The 26,206-nt window shown below is 33.6% G+C and carries 20 protein-coding genes; 10 read left to right on the top strand and 10 right to left on the bottom strand.

What is annotated here, in order from left to right; translation table 11 throughout:
* Window positions 1-10: 10 nt before the first annotated feature.
* A complete protein-coding gene (locus HM982_RS12920; protein WP_179353662.1) occupies window positions 11-1,129 on the top strand; it encodes a GNAT family N-acetyltransferase in 1,119 nt (372 codons plus the stop codon).
* Window positions 1,130-1,222: 93 nt separating this feature from the next.
* Here the strand turns inward: HM982_RS12920 and HM982_RS12915 are convergent, their stop codons facing one another.
* The 3 genes from HM982_RS12915 to HM982_RS12905 form a co-directional block, all read right to left on the bottom strand.
* A complete protein-coding gene (locus tag HM982_RS12915) occupies window positions 1,223-2,482 on the bottom strand; it encodes an aminotransferase class I/II-fold pyridoxal phosphate-dependent enzyme (protein ID WP_179353661.1) in 1,260 nt (419 codons plus the stop codon).
* A 196-nt stretch (window positions 2,483-2,678) separates the two neighbouring features.
* A complete protein-coding gene (locus HM982_RS12910; RefSeq protein ID WP_179353660.1) occupies window positions 2,679-3,716 on the bottom strand; it encodes a PLP-dependent cysteine synthase family protein in 1,038 nt (345 codons plus the stop codon).
* Window positions 3,717-3,790: 74 nt separating this feature from the next.
* Window positions 3,791-5,854, bottom strand: coding sequence for a S9 family peptidase (locus HM982_RS12905; RefSeq protein WP_179353659.1), 2,064 nt, complete (start codon window positions 5,852-5,854; stop codon window positions 3,791-3,793).
* A 157-nt stretch (window positions 5,855-6,011) separates the two neighbouring features.
* On the opposite strand from HM982_RS12905, the gene HM982_RS12900 reads away from it, so the two are divergent.
* A complete protein-coding gene (locus HM982_RS12900) occupies window positions 6,012-6,335 on the top strand; it encodes a YbaB/EbfC family nucleoid-associated protein (RefSeq protein WP_179353658.1) in 324 nt (107 codons plus the stop codon).
* Between the two features lie 82 nt (window positions 6,336-6,417).
* Here the strand turns inward: HM982_RS12900 and HM982_RS12895 are convergent, their stop codons facing one another.
* A complete protein-coding gene (locus tag HM982_RS12895) occupies window positions 6,418-7,434 on the bottom strand; it encodes a threonine aldolase family protein (protein WP_179353657.1) in 1,017 nt (338 codons plus the stop codon).
* A 214-nt stretch (window positions 7,435-7,648) separates the two neighbouring features.
* Between HM982_RS12895 and prfB the strand changes: the two genes are divergently transcribed.
* The 4 genes from prfB (at window position 7,649) to HM982_RS12875 (ending at window position 12,389) form a co-directional block, all read left to right on the top strand.
* A protein-coding gene (gene prfB, locus HM982_RS12890; protein ID WP_179353656.1) for a peptide chain release factor 2 occupies window positions 7,649-8,750 on the top strand; the annotation gives its coding sequence in 2 pieces (ribosomal slippage) (window positions 7,649-7,711 and window positions 7,713-8,750; 1,101 coding nt in all).
* Window positions 8,751-8,916: 166 nt separating this feature from the next.
* A complete protein-coding gene (gene arsC, locus HM982_RS12885; protein ID WP_179353655.1) occupies window positions 8,917-9,258 on the top strand; it encodes an arsenate reductase (glutaredoxin) in 342 nt (113 codons plus the stop codon).
* 17 nt (window positions 9,259-9,275) lie between these two features.
* Window positions 9,276-9,740, top strand: a complete 465-nt coding sequence (locus HM982_RS12880; RefSeq protein ID WP_179353654.1) for a hypothetical protein — start codon at window positions 9,276-9,278, stop codon at window positions 9,738-9,740.
* A 132-nt stretch (window positions 9,741-9,872) separates the two neighbouring features.
* Entirely contained in the window at window positions 9,873-12,389 is a 2,517-nt protein-coding gene (locus tag HM982_RS12875) for an outer membrane beta-barrel family protein (protein ID WP_179353653.1), read from the top strand.
* A 23-nt stretch (window positions 12,390-12,412) separates the two neighbouring features.
* Here the strand turns inward: HM982_RS12875 and HM982_RS12870 are convergent, their stop codons facing one another.
* Window positions 12,413-13,090 (bottom strand): hypothetical protein, encoded by a 678-nt coding sequence (locus tag HM982_RS12870; RefSeq protein ID WP_179353652.1) that lies wholly within the window; start codon window positions 13,088-13,090, stop codon window positions 12,413-12,415.
* A 353-nt stretch (window positions 13,091-13,443) separates the two neighbouring features.
* Here HM982_RS12870 and HM982_RS12865 point away from each other — a divergent pair, with 353 nt between their 5' ends.
* The 3 genes from HM982_RS12865 to HM982_RS12855 are packed head-to-tail and all read left to right on the top strand — an operon-like array spanning window position 13,444 to window position 15,969.
* Window positions 13,444-13,611, top strand: a complete 168-nt coding sequence (locus HM982_RS12865) for a hypothetical protein (protein ID WP_179353651.1) — start codon at window positions 13,444-13,446, stop codon at window positions 13,609-13,611.
* Between the two features lie 27 nt (window positions 13,612-13,638).
* Complete coding sequence (locus HM982_RS12860) at window positions 13,639-15,300, top strand: tetratricopeptide repeat-containing sensor histidine kinase (RefSeq protein WP_179353650.1); 1,662 nt, start codon at window positions 13,639-13,641, stop codon at window positions 15,298-15,300.
* A 3-nt stretch (window positions 15,301-15,303) separates the two neighbouring features.
* Window positions 15,304-15,969 (top strand): response regulator, encoded by a 666-nt coding sequence (locus HM982_RS12855; protein ID WP_179353649.1) that lies wholly within the window; start codon window positions 15,304-15,306, stop codon window positions 15,967-15,969.
* Between the two features lie 62 nt (window positions 15,970-16,031).
* Here HM982_RS12855 and HM982_RS12850 read toward each other — a convergent pair whose 3' ends face one another.
* The gene (locus HM982_RS12850) at window positions 16,032-17,663 is read right to left on the bottom strand and encodes an isocitrate lyase (RefSeq protein WP_179353648.1); all 1,632 of its coding nucleotides are present in this window, start codon (window positions 17,661-17,663) and stop codon (window positions 16,032-16,034) included.
* A gap of 86 nt (window positions 17,664-17,749) precedes the next feature.
* Entirely contained in the window at window positions 17,750-19,342 is a 1,593-nt protein-coding gene (gene aceB, locus HM982_RS12845; RefSeq protein ID WP_179353647.1) for a malate synthase A, read from the bottom strand.
* 119 nt (window positions 19,343-19,461) lie between these two features.
* Between aceB and HM982_RS12840 the strand changes: the two genes are divergently transcribed.
* A complete protein-coding gene (locus tag HM982_RS12840; RefSeq protein WP_179353646.1) occupies window positions 19,462-20,940 on the top strand; it encodes a helix-turn-helix domain-containing protein in 1,479 nt (492 codons plus the stop codon).
* Window positions 20,941-20,950: 10 nt separating this feature from the next.
* Here HM982_RS12840 and HM982_RS12835 read toward each other — a convergent pair whose 3' ends face one another.
* The 3 genes from HM982_RS12835 to HM982_RS12825 form a co-directional block, all read right to left on the bottom strand.
* Complete coding sequence (locus HM982_RS12835) at window positions 20,951-21,892, bottom strand: hypothetical protein (RefSeq protein WP_179353645.1); 942 nt, start codon at window positions 21,890-21,892, stop codon at window positions 20,951-20,953.
* A gap of 194 nt (window positions 21,893-22,086) precedes the next feature.
* Window positions 22,087-24,654 (bottom strand): zinc-dependent metalloprotease, encoded by a 2,568-nt coding sequence (locus HM982_RS12830; RefSeq protein ID WP_246296784.1) that lies wholly within the window; start codon window positions 24,652-24,654, stop codon window positions 22,087-22,089.
* A gap of 135 nt (window positions 24,655-24,789) precedes the next feature.
* Window positions 24,790-26,157, bottom strand: coding sequence for a serine hydrolase (locus tag HM982_RS12825; protein ID WP_179353643.1), 1,368 nt, complete (start codon window positions 26,155-26,157; stop codon window positions 24,790-24,792).
* Window positions 26,158-26,206 lie beyond the last annotated feature (49 nt).

The raw sequence follows: 26,206 nt of genomic DNA, 5'->3' as shown, positions 1-26,206 counted from the left end.
TGCGCACTGTATGATAACAATTAAAGAAGCCAAGTCTAAAAAAGACTTAAAAGCGTTTGTCCAATTTCCTTTTAAATTATATAAAGGATCTGAATATTGGGTTCCTCCAATAATAAAACAAGAATTAGAAACTTTTAACAAGGACAAAAATCCTATTTTTAACGATGCAGAGGCTCGTTTTTTCTTAGCGTATAAGTCAGGAGAAATTGTAGGTAGAATTGCAGCGATTATCAATTGGTTAGAAGTTGACAAAAAAGGCATTAAAAAAATGCGCTTTGGCTGGTTTGATTTTATTGATGACCTAGCAGTTAGTTCCGCGTTGTTTGATACGATTGAAAACATCGGAAGAGAAAATCAACTCAGTTATGCAGAGGGTCCGGTTGGATTCTCTAACCTCGATAAAGTTGGTGTTATGACCGAAGGTTATGATCACTTAGCAACAATGATTACTTGGTACAATCATCCTTATTACGTTAATCACTATAAAAGTCGTGGTTATCAAATTGAAAAGGAATATGCCGAAAGCAGCTTTCCATTTGAAAACGTAAAGCCCGAATTCTTTAAAAAAGCACAAGAACTCATCAAACGTCGCTACAGCATTAGAGCTTTAAAGTTTACAAAGACCGAAGAGGTAATGCCATATGTTGATCGCATGTTTGACTTATTTAATGAAAGCTACGCTTCGCTATCTTCCTTTGTTGAAATTACTGATATTCAAAAAGAATATTTTAAAAAGAAATTCATAAGTTTTATCAACCCAGAATACATCAAATTTGTTGTTGACAAAGACAATAAACTTATAGGCTTTGCTATTGTAATGCCAAGATTTGCTGAAGCATTGCAAAAGGCGAATGGAAAATTATTTCCCTTAGGATTTACGCATATTCTCAAAGCAAAACGCAACAGCAAGGAAGTTATTTTTTACTTAATTGGTATTCTTCCTGAATATCAAAACAAGGGCATTCATGCTGTAATATTTAACGAGTACTATGAAACCTTTAAAGCAAAAGGCATAGAAAGATGTTATAGAACTCCTGAGCTTGAAGATAATTTAGCCATAAAGCAAATCTGGAAACACTTTGACCCTATTGTTTATGCCAGACGTAAAACTTTCGTTAAGGATTTGTAACAACAGTATTATTTACCCAGTTTAACAAACAAAAAAAACGATTATCATTATAAAATATGATAATCGTTTTTTTGTATTGAGAATGAAAGAAAATTATTCTCCCATTTCAGCAATTAAAGCTGCCGACATTCTTTTGTAGGTACCGTTTACTAAACGATCTCTAATAGCATCAAAAGCATCTAGAGTTTCTTTTACATCCTCTAAATTATGGGTCGCCGTCGGAATCATTCTAAGTAAAATTAGTCCTTTTGGTATCACAGGATAAACAACAATTGAACAAAAGATACCGTAATTCTCACGTAAATCCCTTACTAAAGCCATGGCTTCTGGGATACTTCCTTTTAAATATACAGGTGTTACACAACTTTGTGTGGTCCCAATATCAAAGCCACGCTCTTTTAAACCTGATTGTAAAGCATTTACTACAGTCCAAAGGTTCTGCTTTAACTCTGGCATTGTACGCAACATATCTAAACGTTTTAATGCCCCAACAACAAGTTGCATTTGTAACGATTTAGCAAACATCTGTGAACGTAAGTTATATTTTAAATAATCTATAATCTCTTTATCTGCTGCTATAAATGCCCCTGTACTTGCCATAGACTTAGCAAAAGTTGCAAAATAAACATCTATATCATCTTGAACACCTTGCTCCTCACCTGCTCCAGCACCTGTAGCTCCTAAAGTACCAAAACCGTGTGCATCATCAACGAAAAATCTAAAGTTGTATTTTTCCTTAAGTGCCACAATTTCTTTTAAACGTCCTTGCTCACCACGCATTCCAAACACACCTTCAGAAATTACAAGAATTCCTCCACCAGTTTGCTCGGCCATTTTTGTAGCACGTTCAAGGTTTTTTTCTAAACTTTCAATATCGTTATGCTTATAGGTAAAACGTTTTCCCATATGTAAACGCACACCATCAATAATACAAGCATGTGAATCTACATCATATACAATAATGTCATCTTTGGCTACTAAAGCATCTATAGTAGATACCATACCTTGATACCCAAAGTTTAATAAATAAGCGGCTTCTTTTTTAACAAAAGCTGCTAATTCATTTTGTAATTGTTCGTGTAAATCTGTATGACCAGACATCATACGTGCTCCCATAGGGTAAGCAGAACCATAAGCGGCAGCTGCTTCTGCATCAACTTTTCTTACTTCTGGATGATTTGCCAAGCCTAAATAATCATTGATACTCCATGTGACTACATCTTTGCCTTGAAATTTCATCCTATTAGAAATCTGACCTTCAAGTTTTGGAAAAACAAAATAACCTTCTGCCTGAGCGGCCCATTTTCCTAGCGGTCCCTTATCTCTATAAATCTTTTCAAATAAATCCTTCATGCGCGTTCTTTGCTATTAATCGCTTTTCTATGTGTTAAGCCCATAGACAAACTTTTAATAATTGTTAATTCAATCTAGTTAGTATGTGCAAAACTAGGTAATAATCTTATGACCTCATAATAACTATTAACCAAGTTTTAAATGAAAAAACCCATCACAAGTTATGTATGATAGGTATTACATTATGTTTTGTGTATTATTTTATATGTTCAATAGTAGCTTGTACTTCCGTTTTACTGTCAAAAAAGCCTTGATCTTCCATCCATTTATCGTTATAAACTTTACTCATATAACGTGACCCATGATCAGGAAAAATAACAACAATTTTGTCTGAAGACTTAAACTCGCCTTCTTCTTGTAATTGTTTTATAGCTTGCATAGCAGCACCACTTGTATAACCAACAAAAAGTCCTTCTGTATTAGAAATTTCTCTTGCAGTATGTGCACTTTCTTCATCTGTAACTTTTACAAATTTGTCTATAGCATCAAAATCTGTGGCTGAAGGAATTAAATTTTTCCCTAAACCTTCAATTCGGTATGGATAAATCTCTTTATCATCAAACTCACGTGTTTCATGGTATTTTTGTAATACGGATCCGTAAGCATCTACACCAATCACTTTAACGTTTGAGTTTTGCTCTTTTAAATATTTAGAAATTCCTGAAATTGTACCTCCAGTACCACTACAAGCAATTAAGTGTGTGATTTCTCCACTGGTTTGCTCCCAAATCTCTGGTCCTGTGGTATTATAATGTGCATCAATATTTAATTGATTGAAATATTGATTAATATAAATAGATCCTTTATTTTCTTCGTGTAAGCGTTTTGCAACTTCATAATACGAACGAGGGTCATCTGCTTTAACGTGTGCAGGGCAAACATAAACTTTTGCTCCCATTGACTTTAGCATGTCTATTTTATCTGGTGAAGACTTAGAACTTACAGCCAAAATACATTCGTACCCTTTTATGATGCTCACCATTGCAATACTAAAACCTGTATTACCAGATGTTGTTTCTATAATAGTGTCACCAGGCGTTAAAATACCTTGACGCTCTGCTTCTTCTATTATATGTAATGCAATTCTGTCTTTTGAAGAATGACCAGGATTAAACGCTTCAACCTTTGCGTAAAATTCGCCATCAAAATCAGCAGCCATTCTGTTTAATTTGATAAGTGGTGTATTTCCTATTAGTTGAAGTACATTATCAAATACATTCTTGTTTTGCTTCATAAAAAATATTTTTCAGTAACCTATTAAAATTATTAGACACCTAAAACCTCGCAAAAGTAACATTTTTTTTTGAATTAGCTAGAGATTCCTTCCAAATCAAACAGAAATGCGAACTCTTCAGCGTCTTCTTTTAAGCTTTCAAAACGGCCAGAAGCTCCCCCATGACCAGCATCCATATTCGTCTTTAAATAAAGTTTATTAGCGTCTGTTTTTAATGCTCTTAGTTTGGCTATCCATTTTGCAGGTTCCCAATACTGAACTTGCGAATCGTGAAGCCCGGTGGTTATTAGCATATTAGGATAGGCTTTTTCTTCTACATTATCGTAAGGGGAATAAGACTTTATATAATCGTAATACAATTTATCATTTGGGTTTCCCCATTCGTCATATTCTCCTGTTGTTAGCGGAATTGAATCGTCTAACATAGTGGTTATAACATCTACAAACGGAACCGCTGCAATAACGCCATTATATAATTCGGGTGCTGCATTAACTATGGCTCCCATTAATAAACCTCCTGCACTACCCCCCATAGCATACAAATGTTGCGATGAGGTATAACGTTCTTTTATTAAATGTACCGAACAGGCTATATAATCTGAAAAGGTATTTTTTTTATGTAATAGTTTTCCGTCTTCATACCACTCGCGCCCCAAATATTCACCGCCTCTTATATGTGTAATAACGTAGATAAATCCACGGTCTAATAAACTTAAGCGAATGGTTGAAAAATAAGGATCTACCGTAGAGCCATAACTCCCATAAGCATATTGTAATAACGGATTGGTACCATCTTTTTTGATTCCTTTTTTGTACACCAAAGACATTGGGATTTTTGTACCATCATCTGCTGTTGCCCAAATACGTTCGGATATGTAGTTATCTTTATCAAAATTCTTATCTAAAACTTCTTGCTCTTTTAAAACTATTTTAGTTTTAGTACGCATATTAAAATCAATTACCGATGTTGGTGTGGTAAGTGCGTTATAACCATAACGCAATATTTCGGTGTCAAATTCTACATTAATACTGGTATAACACGTGTACGTTTCATTATCAAAAGGCAAATAGTAATCTTCGCTGCCGTCCCAACGCATTACCCTAATCTCATTTAAGCCATTTTTTCGTTCACTAACAACTAAATAGTCTTTAAATATATCGATACCCTCTATTAAAACATCATTTCTATGCGCAATAACTTCTTTCCAGTTGTCTATAGCTGTTTCTGTTTCAAGCGTTTTCATTAACTTAAAATTAGTCGCCTTATCTTTATTAGTAAGGATATAAAAATACTTGTCGTAATGCGAAATACTATATTCTAAACCTCTAATTCTTGGCTGAAACACTTTAAATTGGCCTTCAGGATTATTAGCATCTAATATATGATATTCATTAGTTAGGGTACTGTAACAGGCAATGATGATATATTTTCTAGATTTAGATTTATAAACCGCAACGCCAAAGGTATCATCACCTTCTTCAAACACAAGTTCATCTTCGGTATTGTCGCTTAATCGATGTTTATAAATTTGATAAGCTCTTAAAGTAACATCATCCTTTTTGGTATAAAACAGAGAGGCATTATCATTAGCCCAACTTGACGATCCTGTTGTATTTAAAACCCGATCTAAAGCTACTTGGTTAGTTTCTAAATTTTTGACGTGAATGGTATAATTACGTCGTCCTGTAGTGTCAATACCATAAGAAACCAATTTATTATCTGGACTAATACTAATCCCTGACAATTTGAAATAACTTTCACCTTTAGCCATTTCATTACAATCAAAAAGCAATTCTTCAGGTTGATCTAAAGCCTCTTTTTTACGGGTATAAATGGGGTAATCCTTTCCTTTTTCGAACCGTGTAATGTACCAATACCCGTTATATTTATAAGGTACTGATGAATCATCTTCTTTGATTCTTGCTTTCATTTCTTCAAATAAATCCTTCTGAAAAGCTTTTGTATGCGCCATTTCAGTATCACAATAACTATTTTCAGCATTGAGGTAGTCGATAACTTCGGGATGTTCTCGGTCTTTCATCCAGAAATAATTATCAATTCTAACATCGCCATGTATTTCTAATTGATGTGGTATTTTTTTGGCTATCGGTGGATTTATAGGCAAATTTTTTGTCATTTTATGCTGTATTTACTTGCAGTGAACCCGTTTTAACAGTTCAGCAACTTTCCCCTAAAAACGGGGTTCTCAGTTTTATTTGTTTTATGAAAATTTTTAGTCTAAAAAGTGTTGCAATTTAGTAATTTTGTGGCTTAATAATTTAAAACTGATAAATATGTTTGGAGATATGATGGGAATGATGGGCAAATTAAAAGAAGCTCAGAAAAAAGTTGAAGACACTAAAGAGCGCTTACATACCGTATTAATTGACGAAGTAAGTAACGATAATAAACTTAAAGTAACCATCACAGCTAATAGAACGATTAAATCTATCGATATTGATGACGAGCTACTTAAAGATAAAGATATGCTTGAAGATTATTTAATCCTTACTTTGAATAAAGCCATAGAAAAAGCGACTAACGTACATGAAGCTGAAGTTGCTGCTGTTGCTAAAGAAGGGATGCCAAATATTCCTGGTATGGATATGTTTAAATAAAAACGTATTTACTTCATTTACATTTAGTTAGATTGGATTTTGCAATTTCCCTTAAGAGGTACACATTAATATTACAACAATATTAAAACCTCTTAAGGATTTCTATAAGCTGCTCATGCATTTGTGCTGTATAATCTAAATGTGTTACCATACGTAATTTATGGCTTCCCATGCCTATAATGTGAATCTGCTTTTCTTTCAATTTATTTAGAAATTCAGCTTCATCTACCGCATCATTCAACTCAAAAATAACGATGTTGGTTTCAATAGGTTCTACTTTTTTAATGGTGTTTAAACTTGCTAACACCGCTCCTATTTCTTTCGCTCTTTGATGGTCTTCTGCTAAGCGTTCAATATTATGATCTAAAGCATATAAACCAGCTGCTGCTAAATATCCAACTTGGCGCATATTGCCTCCAAACAACTTTCTTAAGCTAAGCGATTGCTTCATTATATCCTCATTACCAATTAACACCGAACCAACAGGACATCCCAACCCTTTGCTTAAGCACACTGAAATGGTATCAAAGGCCTGTCCGTATTGCTGAGTGGTTTCATTTTTGGCTACCATTGCATTCCAGAGACGTGCACCATCTAAATGAAACCCCAAATTATTGGTCTTACAAACCTCTTTTATCTTTTCAATTTCACCAAAATCCCAACAAGCGCCTCCTCCTTTATTCGTTGTGTTTTCAACTTCAACCAAACTTGTTTGACTATAATAATATTCCGAAGGACTAATCGCTTCTTTCACTTGTGCTGCGGTAAACATACCGCGATGCCCGTCTAGAAGTTTGCAAGATGCACCACTATGAAACGCCACTCCTCCAACTTCATAATTATAAATGTGCGCGTATTTATCACAAATCACCTGTTCACCAGGATTGGTATGTAATTTAATTGCCACTTGATTAGCCATACTACCCGAAGGAAAAAACAAAGCCTTCTGCTTACCAAATAGTTTTGCCAAACGTTCTTCTAAAGTATTTACGGTTGGGTCTTCTCTAAACACATCGTCACCAACTTGTGCCGATAACATGGCATCTAACATAGCTTTAGATGGCTTGGTTACGGTATCACTTCTTAAATCTATTATCATATGATTTTCCCGAGAAAGCGGGAATCTTATTTTTTTGACACGATTTTCACGAATCAACATTAGTTTTTACTTCAAATTAAGATTTGGGCAAATTAGTAATATTTAAATATCACGCTTCAAATTTTAAAACATAAAACTACACAAATTCCAAAAAACCGACTCAAAATTATGGCACTTTAAATGCACACCATATATTTGTAAAAATTAAATATTTATGATTACATCAGATCAAATAAAAGATCTTAATTCCCGTCTAGACGTACTTAGACAATATCTTTGACTTAGATGCCAAGCTCATAGAAATCGCAAACGAAGAAGAGCAAACTTTCGACCCTAATTTCTGGAATGACTCTAAAGCAGCCGAATTGGTTATGAAATCCATTCGAGAGAAAAAAAGCTGGGTCAATGATTTTAACGATGCCAAATCCCTTTATGAAGACTTAGAAGTTATCTATGAATTCTACAAAGAAGACGAAGCGCCAATGGAAAATGTTGAAGCACGCTATGAAGCCGCTGTCAATGCCATTGAAAAGTTAGAGTTTAAAAACATGCTCTCCGAAGAAGGCGATAGTTTAAGTGCCGTTTTACAAATTACAGCTGGTGCTGGTGGCACAGAATCTTGCGATTGGGCAAGTATGTTAATGCGTATGTATTTAATGTTTGCTGAAAAGAGTGGTTATAAAGTTAAAGAACTGAATCTTCAAGATGGTGATGTTGCTGGTATTAAAACCGTGACTTTAGAAATTGAAGGCGATTTTGCTTTTGGCTGGCTTAAAGGTGAAAATGGCGTCCATCGTTTAGTACGTATTTCTCCCTTTGACAGTAATGCTAAACGCCACACTAGTTTTGCTTCGGTATATGTTTATCCATTGGTAGATGATAGTATTGAAATAGCAATAAACCCTTCGGATATTGAGATTACTACTGCACGATCTAGTGGCGCAGGTGGCCAAAATGTTAATAAAGTAGAAACTAAAGTTCAGTTGTTACACAAACCTACCGGCATTCAAATTCAGTGTTCAGAAACACGTTCGCAACACGACAACCGCACAAGAGCCATGCAAATGTTAAAGTCTCAGTTGTATGAAATTGAACTTCAAAAGCAAATGGCACAACGTGATGATATTGAAGCAGGAAAAATGAAAATTGAATGGGGAAGTCAAATCAGAAATTATGTGATGCATCCTTATAAGTTAGTTAAAGATGTACGTTCGGCGCACGAAACTGGAAATGTAGATGCGGTGATGGATGGCGATATAGAACCCTTTTTAAAAGCCTATTTAATGATGATGGGACAGAAAGAAGATACGATTTAGAAGTTAGAAGTTAGAAGTTAGAAGTTAGAAGTTAGAAGTTAGAAGTTAGAAGTTAGAAGAAAATTAGGCATAGTGATTGCGATAAAAAAAGCATAACAACAATTTCCCCAAATTTTCAAGATAGATTTCACGGGGAAAAATTAAGCACCAGTAAATTCAGCATATAATGATAAAAATATACCACAATCCTAGATGTTCAAAATCGAGACAAGGGCTTGCTATTTTAGAAGCCTCTGGAAAAACGTTTGAAACCGTAAAATATCTTGAGGATAAATTATCAGCCTCAGAACTTGAAGTCATAATTTCAAAATTAGGTATTAAACCTTTAGATCTCGTACGAAAAAATGAAGCAATTTGGAAATCGGATTTTAAAGGAAAAACGCTTTCGGATAAAGAAATCATTGCAGCAATGGTTTCAAATCCTAAATTAATAGAACGCCCTATTGTTGTTAATGATAGCAAAGCCGTTATAGGCAGACCATCAGAATTAATCTCAGAAATTATATAACATAAAAAAATAATCACATGAAAAAGATAATTTTAATCGTTTTCGCTCTGTTTTTAGGACTAAATATTCATGCACAGCGAAGGCAAACCAACATGAATCGTATTCCACAAACTAATTCCGAACCTACGGAGGAAGAAATCTTAAAACGGGAACGAGAAATGGAAGAACGCAAAGAAGAATATGTTGATAATTTCTTAACCACTTTAGAAGGCGATGAGTTTCAAAAACACATTATTAAACAAAATATAATGAGTTTTTTTGATGAAAAAATAGCCGTTCTAGAAACAAGGTTTGAACATCAACTCGAAAGACAACAAGCCATTAAACATTTAGAAGACACCCATTTTAATGATTTAAAAGAGCTTATCTCTGAAGATGATATGTCTAAAATTGACGACATGATTAAAGGCAAATTTGACGAAAAAGAAGTCGTTAAAAAGAGGAAAGAAAAACGTAAAAATAAAAAGCGAAATAAAGACTAAAACCTCTCATTAGCCCCAAAAACTTTATGCTTTTTTAACAAATTGCTTTAACAAAAGATTAACCAATTTGAGCTAAACTAAAGGTATTTTTGCATCACTAACAAACTATAAACTAACCCTTAATTTATTGTGATGAAATTACCCGCTATTACAACGCTTTTATTATTAATCTTTTGCCTTTCTTTTTCTCATGCTCAAAACGACGTAAAAATAAAAGGTACTGTTTTAGAAGAAGACACTAATATTCCTCTTGAATATGCTACAGTAGTTGTTAAAACTAAAGAAAATGATAGAGTTGTTACTGGTGGCGTTACAGATACCAAAGGAAATTTTGAAGTAGAAGTTCCCGCAGGAGCTTATATGATATCCGTGGAATATATTTCTTACACCACGAAGCACTTCCCTGAACAAAAAATCTCAAAAGACACTAATTTAGGCGTTATCAATCTAGCCTTAGATGTTTCCACTTTAAATGAAGTTATGGTCGTTGCAGAACGTACCACAGTAGAAATAAAATTAGATAAAAAAGTATATAACATCGGGCAAGATTTAACCACTGCAGGCGGAACCGTTAGTGATGCTTTAAACAATGTACCTTCTGTTGCTGTAGATGTAGAAGGCGCTATAAGCTTAAGAGGAAACGAAAATGTACGTATACTAATTAACGGTAAACCTTCTGCAATGGCAGGTTTTGGTGATAGTAATGTATTAAGTCAGTTACCTGCAGAAGCTATTGAACGTGTAGAGGTAATCACCTCTCCATCTGCAAGGTACGATGCAGAAGGTACGGCTGGAATTTTAAATATTATACTAAGACAAAAAGAAACATTAGGCTTCAACGGTTCTATTAATTTAACGGCTGGTAATCCAGATAACGTTGGTTTATCTGCTGCATTAAACTACCGAACAGAAAAGTACAATTTATTTTCAAATTTTGGATGGCGCTATTTTGATGCTCCAAGAACTAGCTATAGTGATGTCACTTATTTTGATAGAATTGAAGAAGGCCAAACCATCACCCCTGAATATCGTAGAATTGTAGAGGATCAGGAAGTAGAACGCTTAAATCGAAATTACAACGCTAATATTGGTATGGAGTATTTTATTGACGAGTCTTCTTCTATAACGGGTAGTTTATTTTATAGACTTGGTAGTGATGCAGACATTTCATTAAACTCTAGTGAACGCTTTAATAACAATACCATTGTTGAAGAAACCCTTAGAAGAGAAAAAGAAACCGAAGAAGACAATAGTTATCAAATTGCATTGAATTACGTTAAGCGTTTTTCAGATGATAGCGATCATAAATTAACAGTTGATTTTCAATATGAAAATGATAACGAAGAAGGCTTTACCAATCTAAATGAAGATTATCTTTTCAGCGACCAAACCAATCCAGAGCCATTTCAAAGAGAACAAGAATTTACAACAGAGGATAAAAAAGAATTTTTATTTCAGGCAGATTATGTTTTACCTTTAGGTGAAAATGCTAGATTTGAAGCAGGATATAGAGGAAATTTTGAGAATGAAATTACTGATTACCGCTTAGATCAAGAAAACTTAGATAACGGTAATTTAGAAGTTAATGATGATGTTAGTAATATTTTCGATTATGATGAAAATGTCAACGCACTTTACAGTCAATACGGCACTAAATTTGGTGAGTTTTCCTTTTTATTAGGATTGAGATTAGAGCATACACAGCTTAAAGGAAGTATCGCTTCAGAGTTTACAGAAGAAGCGTTTAATGCAGATTTTGACAAGAATTACCTCGGACTTTTCCCAACCGTAAACCTAATATACAACATAAACGGTTCTGAATCTGACAGCGAAGAAAGTATTACCGTTGGTTTTAATAGAAGAATAAATCGTCCTCGTGGTTGGTATATTAATCCATTCCCAAGCCGATCTAGTAGAACTAGTATATTTCAAGGAAACCCTGATTTAGATCCAGCTTACTCTAGTACATTTGATTTAGGGTATTTAAAACGTTGGGATAAATTTACATTAACTACCTCTGTATATTACCAACATGAAACTGATTCTTTTGAGCGTGTTGAGGAAAATACAGGACTACAAACTTCTGATGGCATAGACATTATTAGAACCATACCAATTAACCTTTCAACAAATAAACGTACGGGTGCAGAATTAGGTTTTTTATACACCCCAAATAAATGGTTACGACTAAATTCAAGTTTTAATTTCTTTCAGTTTGATACTGAAGGAGAATTTAACGATATAGATTATAGTGCTAAAAATACAAGTTGGTTTGCACGATTTAGCTCAAAAATATCATTACCATGGGAAATAGATTGGCAAACTAACGCTTCTTATAGAGGAGCTGTACAAGATGCTCAGTCTGACACAGACGGTGTATTATCTATTGATTTAGCCTTCAGTAAGGAGGTTAAAATAAAAAACAATAGCCTTACCGTTTCTGCAAATGTTAGAGACTTACTGAACTCTAGAAAACGTCAATCTACAACCACTACAGAATTTTTTGAACGCTATTCTGAATTCCAATGGAGACAACGTCAAGTAAACCTATCATTAATTTACAGGTTTAATCAGCAACTAAGTAAACGTGAAAATTCTAGACGTGGTAGTGACAATGGCGGCGGAGATGACATGGAGTTTGAAGGCTAAACCTAGTCGAACTCAATGCGGTTTTAATAAGAATCACATAAATACTTTTTAATCATATAAGATGTGATTGGCTTGAGTGTTTTACCAGTTTCGGGATGTAATCCTAAAGCTGTAAAACACTCAATTTTTTTTGCCTTGTTTTTACCATACCAAACCTTTACACTTCCATTTTCGTTAAAATATTTCGTATCACAATTGGCGTTTATTTTATAAAAATATTTTATTCGCTCTTCTTTGTACAATTTAAGCTTATTTAATTCATAAGCTTTAATGTCAAAATCCACTTCAATATAATGATTATCTTTCCATACCATCCAACGTTGTTTTGTCGTTGAATTATAGGTGAATGCACTTATAATGACTATGACGCCAAGTAGGATTGCTGTTTTGTAATTTAGTAATCGTTTCAGTTTATTGACTTTCACAGTTTCTTCATCACTGTTTTCATTTACAAAATCAGTAAATTTTTCGTAGCCCAAATAGTTACTTAAAGCTTCTTCAGCGTGTTTCTTTAACCTTACATTTTTATCGTCTGCTTTATTTAAAGCATTAAATTTTTCTCTAAGAATTCTTTCCCCATAAGGTTCTTTAGAAAATTCTAAAATAATATCAGAAAGGTGCTGAGCCCTTGGGGAAACTTTATCAGTGCCAATTTCTCCTTTCGCTTTTTTAAAAGCTTTTATAAGTAATTTTTTGTGCATTAGGTCAGATTTAAAACTATTAAATGTTACTCATATTCATTGGAATTATAAAGGAATTTCTTTTCCAAAACATTTCCATTGAATTTCCATCGACTCCATAAATATCTTCATTCTTTCGCTCTAGAATTGTTAACCACCTTAGGCGTAATAAGGTTTACGAATACAATTCTATGTGTTAGCTACAGTGTAAAACAGTGTTACTACAAGGGAAGTTATAACGCTGTTTTTACTTCTGTATGCCACACTTCCCATCGAAGAAAACCCACTTCAAATTTAAATGGTGTTGCTAAGCAACTAAGCTTCTGAAATAACTCAGACAGCAACACTTATGTCAAATTTTAAAAATATATAAAATGAAGAATATATATCTAATATTATTAATGATTTTCCTTAATATCACCTTTTTATCTTGTAATCCTGAACTCATAGTAGACGAAGAAACACCTCAAGCATGTTGTGATTCTGAAGAAGATCTACCTCCTCCAGAAATTAAAAATCCTTCTACTGAAAATAATGAATAATAACTATTTTGTTATTATTTTAGAGGAATGAAACCAGTTAATAATTCATTCCTCTTATTTTTTTGTTTTGTACTACAATTTCTATATTATACCCCAAGTATTTCTGCTCAAAACACTACAGATACACTTAATTACAGAGAATTAATTTTAAAGCCAAAAAATTATACCGATTTAGTCACTGGTTATAATTATTACTTGAATTCTAAAGCCCAAAAATTAAAAAAAGCGGATACCATGGGCGCTATTTCTGATTTAAGGTTGATTTCTATTGCCTTAAGAAAGAAAAGTTTGTTTTACGAAAGTGAAAACTATGCTATTGAAGCTCTAACTCTTCTAGACAATCTTAAAGAAAATCATAAATTAAAAAATGAATCTAGAGTTGGTCTGTACAATCACTTGGGCATCATTAATAAAAAATTAGATAATCATGATGTTGCCATTCGGTATTTTAAAAAAGTAATCAGTAATGCAGAAACTACAGCATATAAAAACACTGGTATAAAAAATCTTGCTAGTACTTACGCCAAAAACAAAGACTACAAAAAAGCCGTAGAAAACCTTCTCAGTGTTGTTGAGTACTCAAGAGAAAATGAGTCTCAAGCTAGATTAGCTAGGCTTTTAGACAACTTAGGTTTTGCCCAAGCCAAAATTAACGCCCCTGAAGCTTACTCTAATTTAAATGAAGCTTTAGAAATAAGACTAAAAGAAAATCATCATTCTGGGATTATAACCAGTTACTTAAACCTTTCTGAATATTATAGTGATCGAAACAATATAGTTCTGGCTTTAGATGCTGCTGATAAAGCCATAAAAATCGCTACTGAAAGTAAGAACAAATACTATGAAATGCATGCATTAGCTGCTAAGATTGCACTAAATGAAAATGCAGAAATTATACGCTATAAAACTTTGAATGATAGTATTGATAAATCCACTCAATTATATAAAAATCAATTTGCTTCTAACAAGTATGAATACTATAAAGAAAAGGAACGGGCAGATTCTTTTTTACTTTTAAAAGAAAAAGAAGCCTTAAAAAAAATGGTCGCTTGGCTTATAGTCTTATTTATTGCGCTTTTATCAATACCCTTATATATTATTATAAAATCTAAACACAAGAAAGAAAAGATAGAACAAGTTTATGCTACAGAGTCACAAATATCAAAAGTGGTACATGATGAAGTTGCAAATGATGTGTTTCAGATTATGACAAAACTACAAACCGAATCGAATGTTAGTGATGACCTTCTAAATAATATTGAACAGGTTTATAGCAAAGCTAGGAATATTTCTAAACAACTAGGAGAATTAGATGTTACTAGCGATTATAAAACTCTATTAAATGACTTAGCTATTAATTATACAGACGCTGACACTAATGTCATTTTAAGAGATGTTTCTAAAATACAATGGAATAAATTAGCTAAAATAAAGCGAACGGCAATTTACAAAGTGTTACAAGAACTATTGATTAACATGAAAAAACACAGTGAGGCCTCTATTGCTGTTATTAGCTTTCAAAATAAACCTAATAAAGTAATCATTACTTACAAAGATGATGGTTTAGGTTGTGATATAAAAAAGAGCACTGGGTTACGAAATGTGGAAAACCGTATTGTTGCTATTAATGGGTCTATTATCTTTGATTCTGAACCTAATAAGGGTTTTAAATCCATAATAGAAATTTAGACTATGTTTTCAAAAGTATTAATAGTAGATGATCATGACGATATTAATAAAAGTGTTTTAAACATCCTTAACCAGTTTGGTGTTAGTGATATTCAAAATTCCCAATATTGCGATGATGCTTTTTTAAAAATTAAAAAAGCCGCCTACGACAAAGTGCCATTTGATTTATTAATTACCGATTTATCGTTTAAAGTTGATCACCGTGAATGTATTATAGCATCTGGCGAAGATTTAATTGCAACCTTAAGAGAGGATTACAAAAACTTGCCCATCATCGTCTATTCTATGAAAGACCAGCTCCAAAAAGTAAGGCAATTGGTTAATCAATTTAAAGTGAATGCCTATGTCTGTAAAGACAGAAAAGGGTCTATGGAATTGGCTAAAGCCATAGAGTCAGTCGCTAAAAACAAAACATTTCTATCATCACAAATTGCTAAAGCACTGAGTCCAAAAGTAGATTTGGAAATTATAGACTACGATATTCAGCTAGCAAAACAACTCTCATTAGGTTTAGACCAAAAAGAAGTGAGTCGTTATTTTAAAGAAAAAAACATCAGTCCTAGTAGTGAAAGTTCTATTGAAAAACGCCTGAATAAACTACGTGATAAATTTAAAGCTGAAAACACGGTACATTTAGTTTCTAAGATGAAAGATTTAGGACTTATTTAAATAACACAAAAAAAGCACCTCCATAAATACAGAGATGCTTTTTCAATTCAGATATATTAATTCTAAGCAACTTCGCTTAACTTTTCATTTGTTTTAGGCACTTTGGTTCCAGCCTCAAATTGATTAGACGTATTATTTTCACCACCAGCCTTTAGTGCTTTTTCCCCTGCAAAGAAAGATTTATGGTCGTCTCCAAGATCAGAACCTGCCATTCTTTGATGTTTTACACAAGACACACCTTTTCTAATTTCTTGTCGTTGCACGCCCTTTACATAAGCTAACATGCCTTCGTCACCAAAATAACCTTTGGTTAAATCGTTCATGTGTAGCGCTGTTGTATGATACGTTGGTAGCGTAATTAGATGATGAAAAATTCCGGCTTCTTTTGCACCATCTAATTGAAAGGTTTTAATTTTTTCATCTGCTCTATGGCATAATTCCGAACCATCATACTGAGCATCCATTAAATTATTGCGATCATAAGCCGTCATGTTTTCACCTTCTGCAAGCATTTCATCAAAAATTTGATTACGGAAATTTAGAGTCCAGTTGAATGACGGTGAATTATTATATACCAATTTAGCATTTGGCACAACCGCTCTAATTCGATTCACCATATGAGCAATCTGTTTTACATTTGGTGTAGGGGTTTCAATCCACAATAAATCGGCACCATTTTGCAAGCTGGTAATACAATCTAATACCACACGATCAATATTAGTACCTGGTTTAAATTTATACAAACCATTAGCTAATCGGATTGGGCGCACTAGTTTACCATCGCGTTTCAATAATACATCATCTTCATTAGCCTCATCAATATTTACAGCTTCAGCTTCTACAAAAGCCAAATATTGAGACGCTAAATCACCTGGTTCTTGACTCACGGGTAATTTTTGAGTTAAACTTGCTCCTTCTGAATCTGTTCGAGCTACAATAATTCCATCATCCACTCCAAGTTCTAAAAATGCGTAACGTACAGCATTTAATTTAGCTACAAAATCTTCATGAGGCACGGTTACTTTTCCATCCTGATGACCACATTGCTTGGCATCTGAAACTTGGTTCTCAATTTGAATGGCACAAGCTCCTGCCTGAATCATTTTCTTTGCTAATAAATACGTTGCTTCTTCGTTTCCAAAACCAGCATCGATATCTGCGATAATTGGTACTATATGCGTTTCAAAATTATCGATTTCATCTTGCACGTCTTCTCCATTTTCAAGTCTTCTAAATAAATCATTTAATTCAATGGCGTCTGCTTGACGTAAAAAATCATAAATTTCTTCAATTAATCCTGAAACTGCGGTCTTTTCATGCATGGACTGATCGGGTAATGGACCGAATTCAGAACGCAAAGCAGCAACCATCCATCCTGAAAGGTATAAATAACGCTTACGTGTGGTTTTGTGATGTTTTTTTACGGCAATCATTTTTTGTTGTGCCACAAATCCATGCCAGCATCCTAAAGATTGTGTGTAATTTGATGAGTCTGCATCATAAGCTGCCATATCTTCACGCATAATTGCAGCTGTATATTTGGCGATATCTAATCCCGTTTTAAACCTGTTTTGCGTCATCATTTGTGCTGCATTCTCTGGCGTAATAGCCATCCAGGTGTCACCGTATTTCGCTTTTAAATCTCTTACCGTTTGTAGTGCAGAACGATAATTACTTTGTGCTAAATTTTTCATAATTTTGCTTTTGATTATTAATGTTTATTCCAAATTTTGATAATTAAGTCTCGTCAACTATTCCCGTAGTGGCGAGACGTTTTTTTTTAAATGTATTGATAAGCGGAAAGCGTTAAGAACTCTTCAAATTCTTCTTGTGTGACCAAACGTTTAAAAAGCGCTATAGCTTCTGAAAATTTGGTGTCTTTTAAGTTGTCCTCACCTACTTCATTTATTATTTTTTCAACTTCATCTTCAAATAATGTATTGAATATTTCTTTATTAAAAGTTCTTCCGTCTTCTAAAACCGCTTCGTTTTTTAACCATTGCCACAATTGTGTTCTAGAAATTTCTGCGGTTGCTGCATCTTCCATTAAATTGTAGAGCGCAACGGCACCATAGCCTCTTAACCAAGCTTCGAGATAAAGAATACCGACATTGATATTTTTCCGAATTCCCGCTTCTGTAATGGTTCCTTTGGGTAGTTCAACTAAATCCGCTTCGGTTACCGTAATGTCTTCACGCTTATTAAAAATCTGATTTGGTGTTGGCATGTACTTGTCAAACTCTTTCATGGCAACGTCTACCAAAGCAGGATGTGCAACCCAAGTTCCGTCGTGCCCATTTTTAGCTTCACGCTCCTTATCTACGCGTACTTTTTCGAGTGCCGCTTTATTGGCATCTTCATCATTTTTAATAGGTATTTGTGCAGCCATGCCTCCCATAGCATGAATACCACGCTTATGACAACGTTGAATAACCAAGTTAGAATAGGCTGCCATAAATGGCGTTGCCATGGTTACTTGATCGCGGTTAGGCACGATAAAACCATCGTGATTTCTGAATTTTTTGATGTATGAAAAAATATAATCCCAACGCCCACAGTTTAACCCCACAATATGCTCTTTAAGCTCATAGATAAATTCGTCTAATTGAAAACTTGCCGTGATGGTTTCTATCAATAATGTTGCTTTAAACGTTCCTCTAGGAATTTTTAAATAGTCTTGAGCAAATTCAAAAACAGCATTCCACCATCGCGCTTCTAAATAATGCTCTAATTTTGGTAAATAGAAATATGGTGCCGAATTTTGCTCAATTAAAGCGATACTATTGTGATACACATAAAGTCCAAAATCGAATAAACTAGCCGACATTTCTTCACCATTCACCAAAATATGACGTTCATTTAAATGTAAACCTCTAGGTCTTACAATCAACACGGCTGTGCTGTCATTAAGCTTATAATGCTTCCCCTTAGTTTCGTCTACTAATTCAATCGTTTTTAAGTTCGCATCAATTAAATTTTGCTGACCTTCTAGGGTATTGCTCCAGCTTGGCGCATTACTGTCTTCAAAGTCTGCCATAAAAGTTTTAGCACCAGAGTTTAAAGCGTTAATCACCATTTTACGATCTACAGGTCCCGTAATCTCTACACGACGATCCAATAAATCTTTAGGGGTTTTAGCAGCGACCCATTCTGAATCTCTTATAGCTTTTGTTTCCCTTGGAAAAGACGGTAACCCACCTTTATCAAATACTGATTGCTCACTTTCACGTCGTTTCAATAAGTCGAGACGTGCCTCATTAAATTCTTCTTGTAAAGCGGAAAGAAACTGTAGAGCATCTTCCGTTAACAATTTTGGGTAGAAATTCATCACCTCAGGTGCAAATTTCAATTTTTGTTGTGTTGTTGTTTCCATACTCTTGTGTTTTGATGAAACAATGTTACAATCTATTTTTGACAAAAACAAGCGAACGTTCGCTAAATATTATTTTTCGCTATAAAATTATATTCGCAGATAATGTTATATTTGTACTTATGGAACAAGATTATATTAAAATAATATTTGGTTTAAAGCTGAAGCAAATCCGCACCGATAAAGCACTGTCACTCTTTGGGCTATCTAAATTATCTGGACTTTCAAAATCTTATCTCAATGAAATTGAAAAAGGAAAAAAATATCCTAAACCCGATAAAATTGCGCTGCTATCAGAACACTTAGAAGTTCCTTATGACGAAATGGTGTCATTAAAATTGGATAAAAACTTAGCGCCTATTGGTGAAATATTGCAATCGAAAATTCTTAAAGAGATTCCTTTAGATTTATTTGGCATCCAAGAAAGCACGATGATTGATATTATTTCTAATGCACCATCAAAAGTGACCGCTTTTATAAGTACCATAATAGAAATTGCTAAAAATTACAACTTCAGTAAAGAGAGCTTTTATTTGGCGTCTTTACGATCGTTCCAAGAAGCCAACAACAATTATTTTGACCATTTAGAAGAGGCCGTTATTGCATTTTCAAAAACCTATCAAGTCGATTTAACACAACCACTTCATTCTAAAGAACTCGAAGAAATTTTAATTGAAGAATACGGCTATACAATCAACAAAACAGAATTAGAATCGCATACCGAATTAGAAAACCTCCGCTCTGTCTTTGTCCCAAAAACTAAAACACTTTTATTAGCTAAGCATATTGATGATGCTCAAAAAACCTTTATTTACGCTAAAGAAATTGCTTATAATTATTTAGAAATGAGTGATAGGCTCTATACGTTTTCTTGGATTAAATTTGAAAATTTTGATCAAGTCCTCAATAATTTTTATGCCTCATATTTTGCTGGTGCCTTAATTATTCCGAGGGCACAATTAGTTGCCGACTTAAAATCTCTATTTTCTAAAAAATCATTTAAAGCTAAATATTTTGAACGTATTATAAATAACTATAATGCTTCACCCGAATCCATTTATCAAAGGCTTACCAATATTTTACCAAAGGATTTTAATCTTAAAAGCTTATTCTTTTTAAGATTTTCACATCAAAAAAACAGTCTCGATTTTAAGTTAAATAAAGAACTACACTTATCCAAGCAACAATCACCTCATGCTAACGAAACCAACGAGCATTATTGTAGACGCTGGGTATCTTTAAAAGTTTTAAAAGATATTAGTAACTCAAATAACGCACACGAATTTGATATTCAAGTGTCGCATTACCCTAATGAAGAAAAAACGTATCTCGTACTATCTTCTGCCACACCAGATCCTTTTATCGCTGATAATTACAGAAGTATTAGTCTTGGCATTCAAATAAACAACCAGTTTAAACGGAAAGTTGCTTTTGCACAAAGTAAATCGATTAGCTCCAATGAAGTCGGAGTCACTTGCGAGCGTTGTGCCATACAAAATTGCGAGGTAAGACAAGTAAAACCTACCGCTATTTTATCGAAGCTTAAAGATGAAAAAATTGCAGCTGTTGTTAATGAATTGCAAGAAAAACTCAGTAAATAACGTGTTAGGGTTAGTTAGTTATCCATTCAATTGAACTTTCAGACATCTTTTTATAATTGTGACCTACATTTTCTATTGTGTCAATTTTCCAATTAAATATCCAATTATTTTTGTTTGTTAATTCCTTATTTACGTTATAAAAATTTGTTCCTCGCTCTAATCTGTGAGCTCCTTGTTCCATTGCTAAATTAGTTGTTCTGAAAGTTCCTAAACTTGGGTCATTATCTAACTCTCCTAATAGAATAATCAATCTTTTTTTATAAGATTTCTGTAAGTCAGATTTCAAATTCATTCCTGTATTTTTAATACCGTAAGGAAATTCAAGATTCTCTTTTGGTAAGCTATAAAATCCAGAATTAACTGAAATAGCTGTTCTAATTCTCGATTCAGGCATTAACATTATCATTCTATGAACAAATTGTCCACCAGCTGAATGTCCAAAGATGTCGTAATTTTCATTCGTAATATTATTAATTGATTTGATATGGTCAAATATATTTTCCACTACTGTAAAAGCCCATTCCTCTTTCGGGTTTTGAGTCCCGAAAAAAGTGAATAAATTTCCTTCTTGATAATCATTAGTTGTATATTTTGAAAACTTATTTTCAAATTCAGGTGCTACTATTAATAAATTGTTCTTTTTAGCAATTTCAATCCAAGCGTTAAGATAGTCATCAGCATTTCTTCCTCCTCCGTGCATAACGAAAACTATCTTATCTTCATTTTTCCAGTTTTCAGGTTTGAATGTCCAAACTTTAATAGATTTTCTTTCACTTTGTTTGTATGCATACATAACAAAAGAATCTTGACCATTTTTTAGTTTGACATTTTCTGTAATTTCTGGCCCTTTAGGAAGTTTGTAGAGATAAATATAACCTACTATTGAGAGAAGAACTAATATTGAAAAAGTATATAAAATTATCTTTTTTAAAATTCTAAAAGTCTTGTTCATTTGGATTGGTTTGTTTGTGAACTCAAATATAGTTTTAGATAATGTCTTTTTAATTTTTTTATTTCCGAATTGTTAATTTTCGAAGACGAAATGTTTTTTTTAATTAACCCTAACTTCTTTTATAAAACAAAAAAGCACAAATTGCTGTATAACTTACAATTTGTGCTTTTTTTAATCGCTATTTAAAGGTTTTGTTATTTCACTTCTTTAAGCGCATTATCTATTAAGGTACGTAAATGTTGCTTATGTGCTTTACTAGAAATATTTCCACTTGGCGCTGCCATGGTTTTAATTTGTTTTAAATTATACAAAGCCATGGATTTCGCATTATTTGTAAAACGACCACGCTGTTCTCCTGTTAACATTTCAATAAGCGTATTGGTATATGAAATCTGCAAATTTTGTCTGAATGAATTCACATTACCATAAATATCCGCTTTAAAAATAGCCGAATTTAAATCGTTCATAAATGCAGCTAAGGTATATTCATTACCATATAATTCACTATCACTTATACGCTGTAAGGTATTGGGATGTAAAATATGTTTTAGTATGTTTTCTTGATAAGTTAATACTTGTTCATGGATTTTAGGATCTTCAGTCCCTCTCATAAACCCAAAACCACGGCGTTGCATAGCTAAATAATTATACAAATCATTTGGTGCACTAAAAGCATCAGGTGCAAAAGCATAGTCTTTTAAAACTTTCATGGCGCGTTTCTGATCATCTAAACTCACAGGTGTATAGGGTTTTGTACCACCGTCTTGATTAATCATGGCTCTATCGACATAAACACCACCTATAAATCGGGATACAACATTAGCAGCTACAGCACGCTGACCACTTAATAAATAATAAGCACGTCTCAACTCTTGATACGATTGGCCAGTTTTAGAAAATTTAGCTTTAACACCGTTCATCATGCTATCTACCAATTCAATTCTATTTACCGAATAGCCAATTTGATCGTTAGATAAATCGCCTATCATTACTCTAGGATCAATAGCTTTTCCTGGTGCTCGCATATCATCGGCATCGTTTCCAAAGATTAATTCTGGTTCTGTAGAACGGTTTAATAAAGCCACTTTTTCACCTGCATTTTTAAAAGGCGTATAGCCAAATTGAATGGCCCACACATCATAAGGACCAACAGATGTATCATAATACTGCCCTTGTTTGCTTCTATCGTTAGTTAGGTTAATTCCTGCATAGTCCATTACCGAACCCGTTAAACATTTACCCTCTATAAAATCTTTATCTGCTAACTGTTCAGGTGAAAACAATTGACTCGCTTTCATGTTGTGATTAAGTCCTAAAGTATGACCAACTTCATGCATAATTAACGCAAGCATAGCTTCTTTTTTCATGCGAACCATTTCAATATCTGAATCAGCAGCTGCTTCAATCACTGCTTGACCAAACAAAGTGTTTTCATGCATTTCGTGTCCGAAAGAACAAAACACTTGATTTTTATTTAAATAATCTACAGGATTAAATTCTACATCTGCTTTAGCCAAATCGAATAATTCATCATAAAATACTCTATTGGTAAAATGCACATATTCTAGCATAATATCAGCACCCATTATTTCTCCTGTTTTAGGATTGACAAAACTTGGGCCATAACCTCCAAATGGTGGATTTGGAGAAGACGTCCAACGCAGCACATTATAATGAATATCACCAGCATCCCAATCGGCATCATCGGGTTGTATTTTTACAACCATTGCATTTTTAAATCCGGCTTTTTCAAAAGCTTTATTCCATTCTAAAACGCCCTGTGTAATTGTTTCTCGCCATTCTGTTGGTGTCGAATTTTCTAACCACCATGTTATTGGCTTTACAGGTTCTGAAATGGCTAAACTGGTATCTTTTTTAACTAAATTCCAACGGTGAACCAAATCTTTATAAGGTACAGAAGAAGTCGCTGTCTGATCCTCTACTTGCGTTGTAAAATATCCTACTCTTGGATCATCTAAAAGCGGTTGATAATCGTTGTCTGGCAGTGCAATTAAACTGTGAAACACTTTTATACTCACATTTCTGCCATCTGTAACAGCCGACGAACCGCTATTTAATACTGAAGGATTTGAATACACATACTCAACTTCGAGATTGGTATTGTCCTCATAATTACTAATCGTATTTATTTTGGTTTTATTTTTGTCAAGATTTCCTAATGAAAATGCTCTTGGACTAGAACCAGGAAAACGCGGCGGTTTAATTTGAGAAAAAGTTTCTTTTAAAAATAAATCATCTGCTTTTATGAGATATACACCTTCTTTTTCATCATGAGCTTCAATCTTAACCGCAGCCATGACACCTTCACTTGTGTTGGCATCTTTGGATTTAGAAATGTTATTATTAGGGTCGAAATAAAAAGCGGTATTTTGAGTAACAAATTCAATTTTATTATAATATTTTTTAACTTTAAAAACCTTTGAACCACCATAAGCCCCTCTAAATCTACCTGCATCAACAACACCATTAGATACTTGATTAAAATGAATGTATTCCTCACCTAACTGCTCTTCACTAATTAACATTTGTAAGGCACCTGTAATAGTATCTCTGTATATTGTAAAAAGCCCTTCAATTTTTTCACTAGATTTTGTCAGTTCTTTTATAGATTTTTCTGATTTTGATTTTGGTGCAGCAGTTTCAGTTTTATTTTTTGTGTTTTTCTTTTTGCGCTGAGCATCTGCACACTGAGGTGCGATAAACACACACATCATAAAGACTAAAGACAATAGTCTAAACATTTTTCGTTTTTTGATCTCCATAAGGAATTGATATTTGTTAGTTAGTAATTATGTTTCAAGCTAAACAAGATAGAGAATAATTCAGTCATAATTTTCTATATAATTGTTAAAAATGACTTACTAAATTTTCGATACCTATTCCACTTTATTACCTGGCATATTCTGCCCGCCTTGATGCAAGGTTAAACTATCTATTTCACCCGCTTCATTAGCACTAAAAGTAATACGCGCTTCTACTACTTTTAAAAAGAATTTGTGTATTTCAAATGGAAAAATTTTGAACTCAGGTTGGCCTGTTGCCTGTAAAAATAATTGATTTTCTTTTCTAGTAATTGTGATATGAAATTGAGGCGCTAACTGATAAACACCAACATAAGTATTTAAAACCTCATCAGAGACATCAATGACATCAGGAAACTCAATTGTTTTAGGTAATTCTAACGCTATAGGAGCATCTAATAATTTCATACCAATGGCATCTACACTTGAAACCGAATTGGTTAAAACCACAACACCCCTATTTGAATTATTTAAAAATCCGGTAAAAGTCCTAAAACCACCTGTTCCACCATTATGCCATGTTATGGTGTTATTATTGGCAAAATGCCAACCTAAACCAATATTGAATTTATTACTATCATCAGAAAATGCGATTCTATGACTTAGTTTCATTGCTTTATTTAAAGCAGCATCATTGGTACTTAAATTAGCCTCAATAAATTTCACCATATCGCTAGTGGTAGAACGGATTGCTCCGGCGCCCTGAAGTGTTTTAAAATCCCAATGATTTACGGGTTCTAATTGTTCCGTATGCCCAATAGCTATGTTTTGTTTCATGGTATCCGTGATAGTGAGACCTGTATGAGTCATACCTAAAGGTTCTGTTATTCTATTTTTAATTAAAGCTTCATAGGTTTCTCCAGTATGTAACTCTAAAATATGCCCTAATAATCCCATTCCTAAATTAGAATATTCATATTGAGAACCAATAGCTCTATTTAACTCATAAGACGACAAAAACTCGTATAAAAGTTCTACGGTATAATCTGCAAAGGGATTATTGTAATCTGCCGGACTAAAATTTTCTGGCATTCTAGGTAAACCTGAAGTATGTGTTGCTAAGTCTTGAAGTGTAATTACCTTACCATCACGTTCTGGCATGCTTAGCGTTTGAGGTAAGTATTTTGAAATCGGGTCGTTGAGTTTCATACGACCTTTAAGTACTTCGTCTGCTAATAAAATAGTCGTAAACACTTTTGAAATAGAACCAATTTCATAAACGGTGTGTTCATCTACTGGTTTTCCTTTAGTAACTTCGGTAGAACCATAATTAAAATAGGTAACCTTACCGTCTTCCAAATAAGCCAATGCTATACTCGGATTAAACCCCTCATCGACTCTTGCTTTGATATGATTTTTGATTTCATTTGACAACACTTCATTTTGAGAAAAAGCGAATTGAACAAAAACTAAAAGAATGAATAGCGAAGGCTTATGTATCATGTTTAAACATTTTGATTAACAATCATAGGACGGATTAACAATCAAAATG

Origin of the sequence: Winogradskyella vidalii, assembly GCF_013403955.1 — a bacterium.
GTDB lineage: Bacteria > Bacteroidota > Bacteroidia > Flavobacteriales > Flavobacteriaceae > Winogradskyella > Winogradskyella vidalii.
Note: the sequence above shows the minus strand (reverse complement) of the source record. Positions and strands in the feature narration are given on the sequence as shown.

Coding starts and splice junctions, on each gene's coding strand:
- HM982_RS12860 (WP_179353650.1), top strand. CDS start 13,639: ATGAAACCAGTTAATAATTCATTCCTCTTATTTTTTTGTTTTGTACTA.
- HM982_RS12840 (WP_179353646.1), top strand. CDS start 19,462: ATGGAACAAGATTATATTAAAATAATATTTGGTTTAAAGCTGAAGCAA.
- arsC (WP_179353655.1), top strand. CDS start 8,917: ATGATAAAAATATACCACAATCCTAGATGTTCAAAATCGAGACAAGGG.
- HM982_RS12870 (WP_179353652.1), bottom strand. CDS start 13,090: ATGCACAAAAAATTACTTATAAAAGCTTTTAAAAAAGCGAAAGGAGAA.
- HM982_RS12865 (WP_179353651.1), top strand. CDS start 13,444: ATGAAGAATATATATCTAATATTATTAATGATTTTCCTTAATATCACC.
- HM982_RS12915 (WP_179353661.1), bottom strand. CDS start 2,482: ATGAAGGATTTATTTGAAAAGATTTATAGAGATAAGGGACCGCTAGGA.
- HM982_RS12910 (WP_179353660.1), bottom strand. CDS start 3,716: ATGAAGCAAAACAAGAATGTATTTGATAATGTACTTCAACTAATAGGA.
- HM982_RS12900 (WP_179353658.1), top strand. CDS start 6,012: ATGTTTGGAGATATGATGGGAATGATGGGCAAATTAAAAGAAGCTCAG.
- HM982_RS12825 (WP_179353643.1), bottom strand. CDS start 26,157: ATGATACATAAGCCTTCGCTATTCATTCTTTTAGTTTTTGTTCAATTC.
- HM982_RS12855 (WP_179353649.1), top strand. CDS start 15,304: ATGTTTTCAAAAGTATTAATAGTAGATGATCATGACGATATTAATAAA.
- HM982_RS12905 (WP_179353659.1), bottom strand. CDS start 5,854: ATGACAAAAAATTTGCCTATAAATCCACCGATAGCCAAAAAAATACCA.
- HM982_RS12880 (WP_179353654.1), top strand. CDS start 9,276: ATGAAAAAGATAATTTTAATCGTTTTCGCTCTGTTTTTAGGACTAAAT.
- HM982_RS12850 (WP_179353648.1), bottom strand. CDS start 17,663: ATGAAAAATTTAGCACAAAGTAATTATCGTTCTGCACTACAAACGGTA.
- aceB (WP_179353647.1), bottom strand. CDS start 19,342: ATGGAAACAACAACACAACAAAAATTGAAATTTGCACCTGAGGTGATG.
- HM982_RS12835 (WP_179353645.1), bottom strand. CDS start 21,892: ATGAACAAGACTTTTAGAATTTTAAAAAAGATAATTTTATATACTTTT.
- HM982_RS12920 (WP_179353662.1), top strand. CDS start 11: ATGATAACAATTAAAGAAGCCAAGTCTAAAAAAGACTTAAAAGCGTTT.
- HM982_RS12895 (WP_179353657.1), bottom strand. CDS start 7,434: ATGATAATAGATTTAAGAAGTGATACCGTAACCAAGCCATCTAAAGCT.
- HM982_RS12875 (WP_179353653.1), top strand. CDS start 9,873: ATGAAATTACCCGCTATTACAACGCTTTTATTATTAATCTTTTGCCTT.
- HM982_RS12830 (WP_246296784.1), bottom strand. CDS start 24,654: ATGTTTAGACTATTGTCTTTAGTCTTTATGATGTGTGTGTTTATCGCA.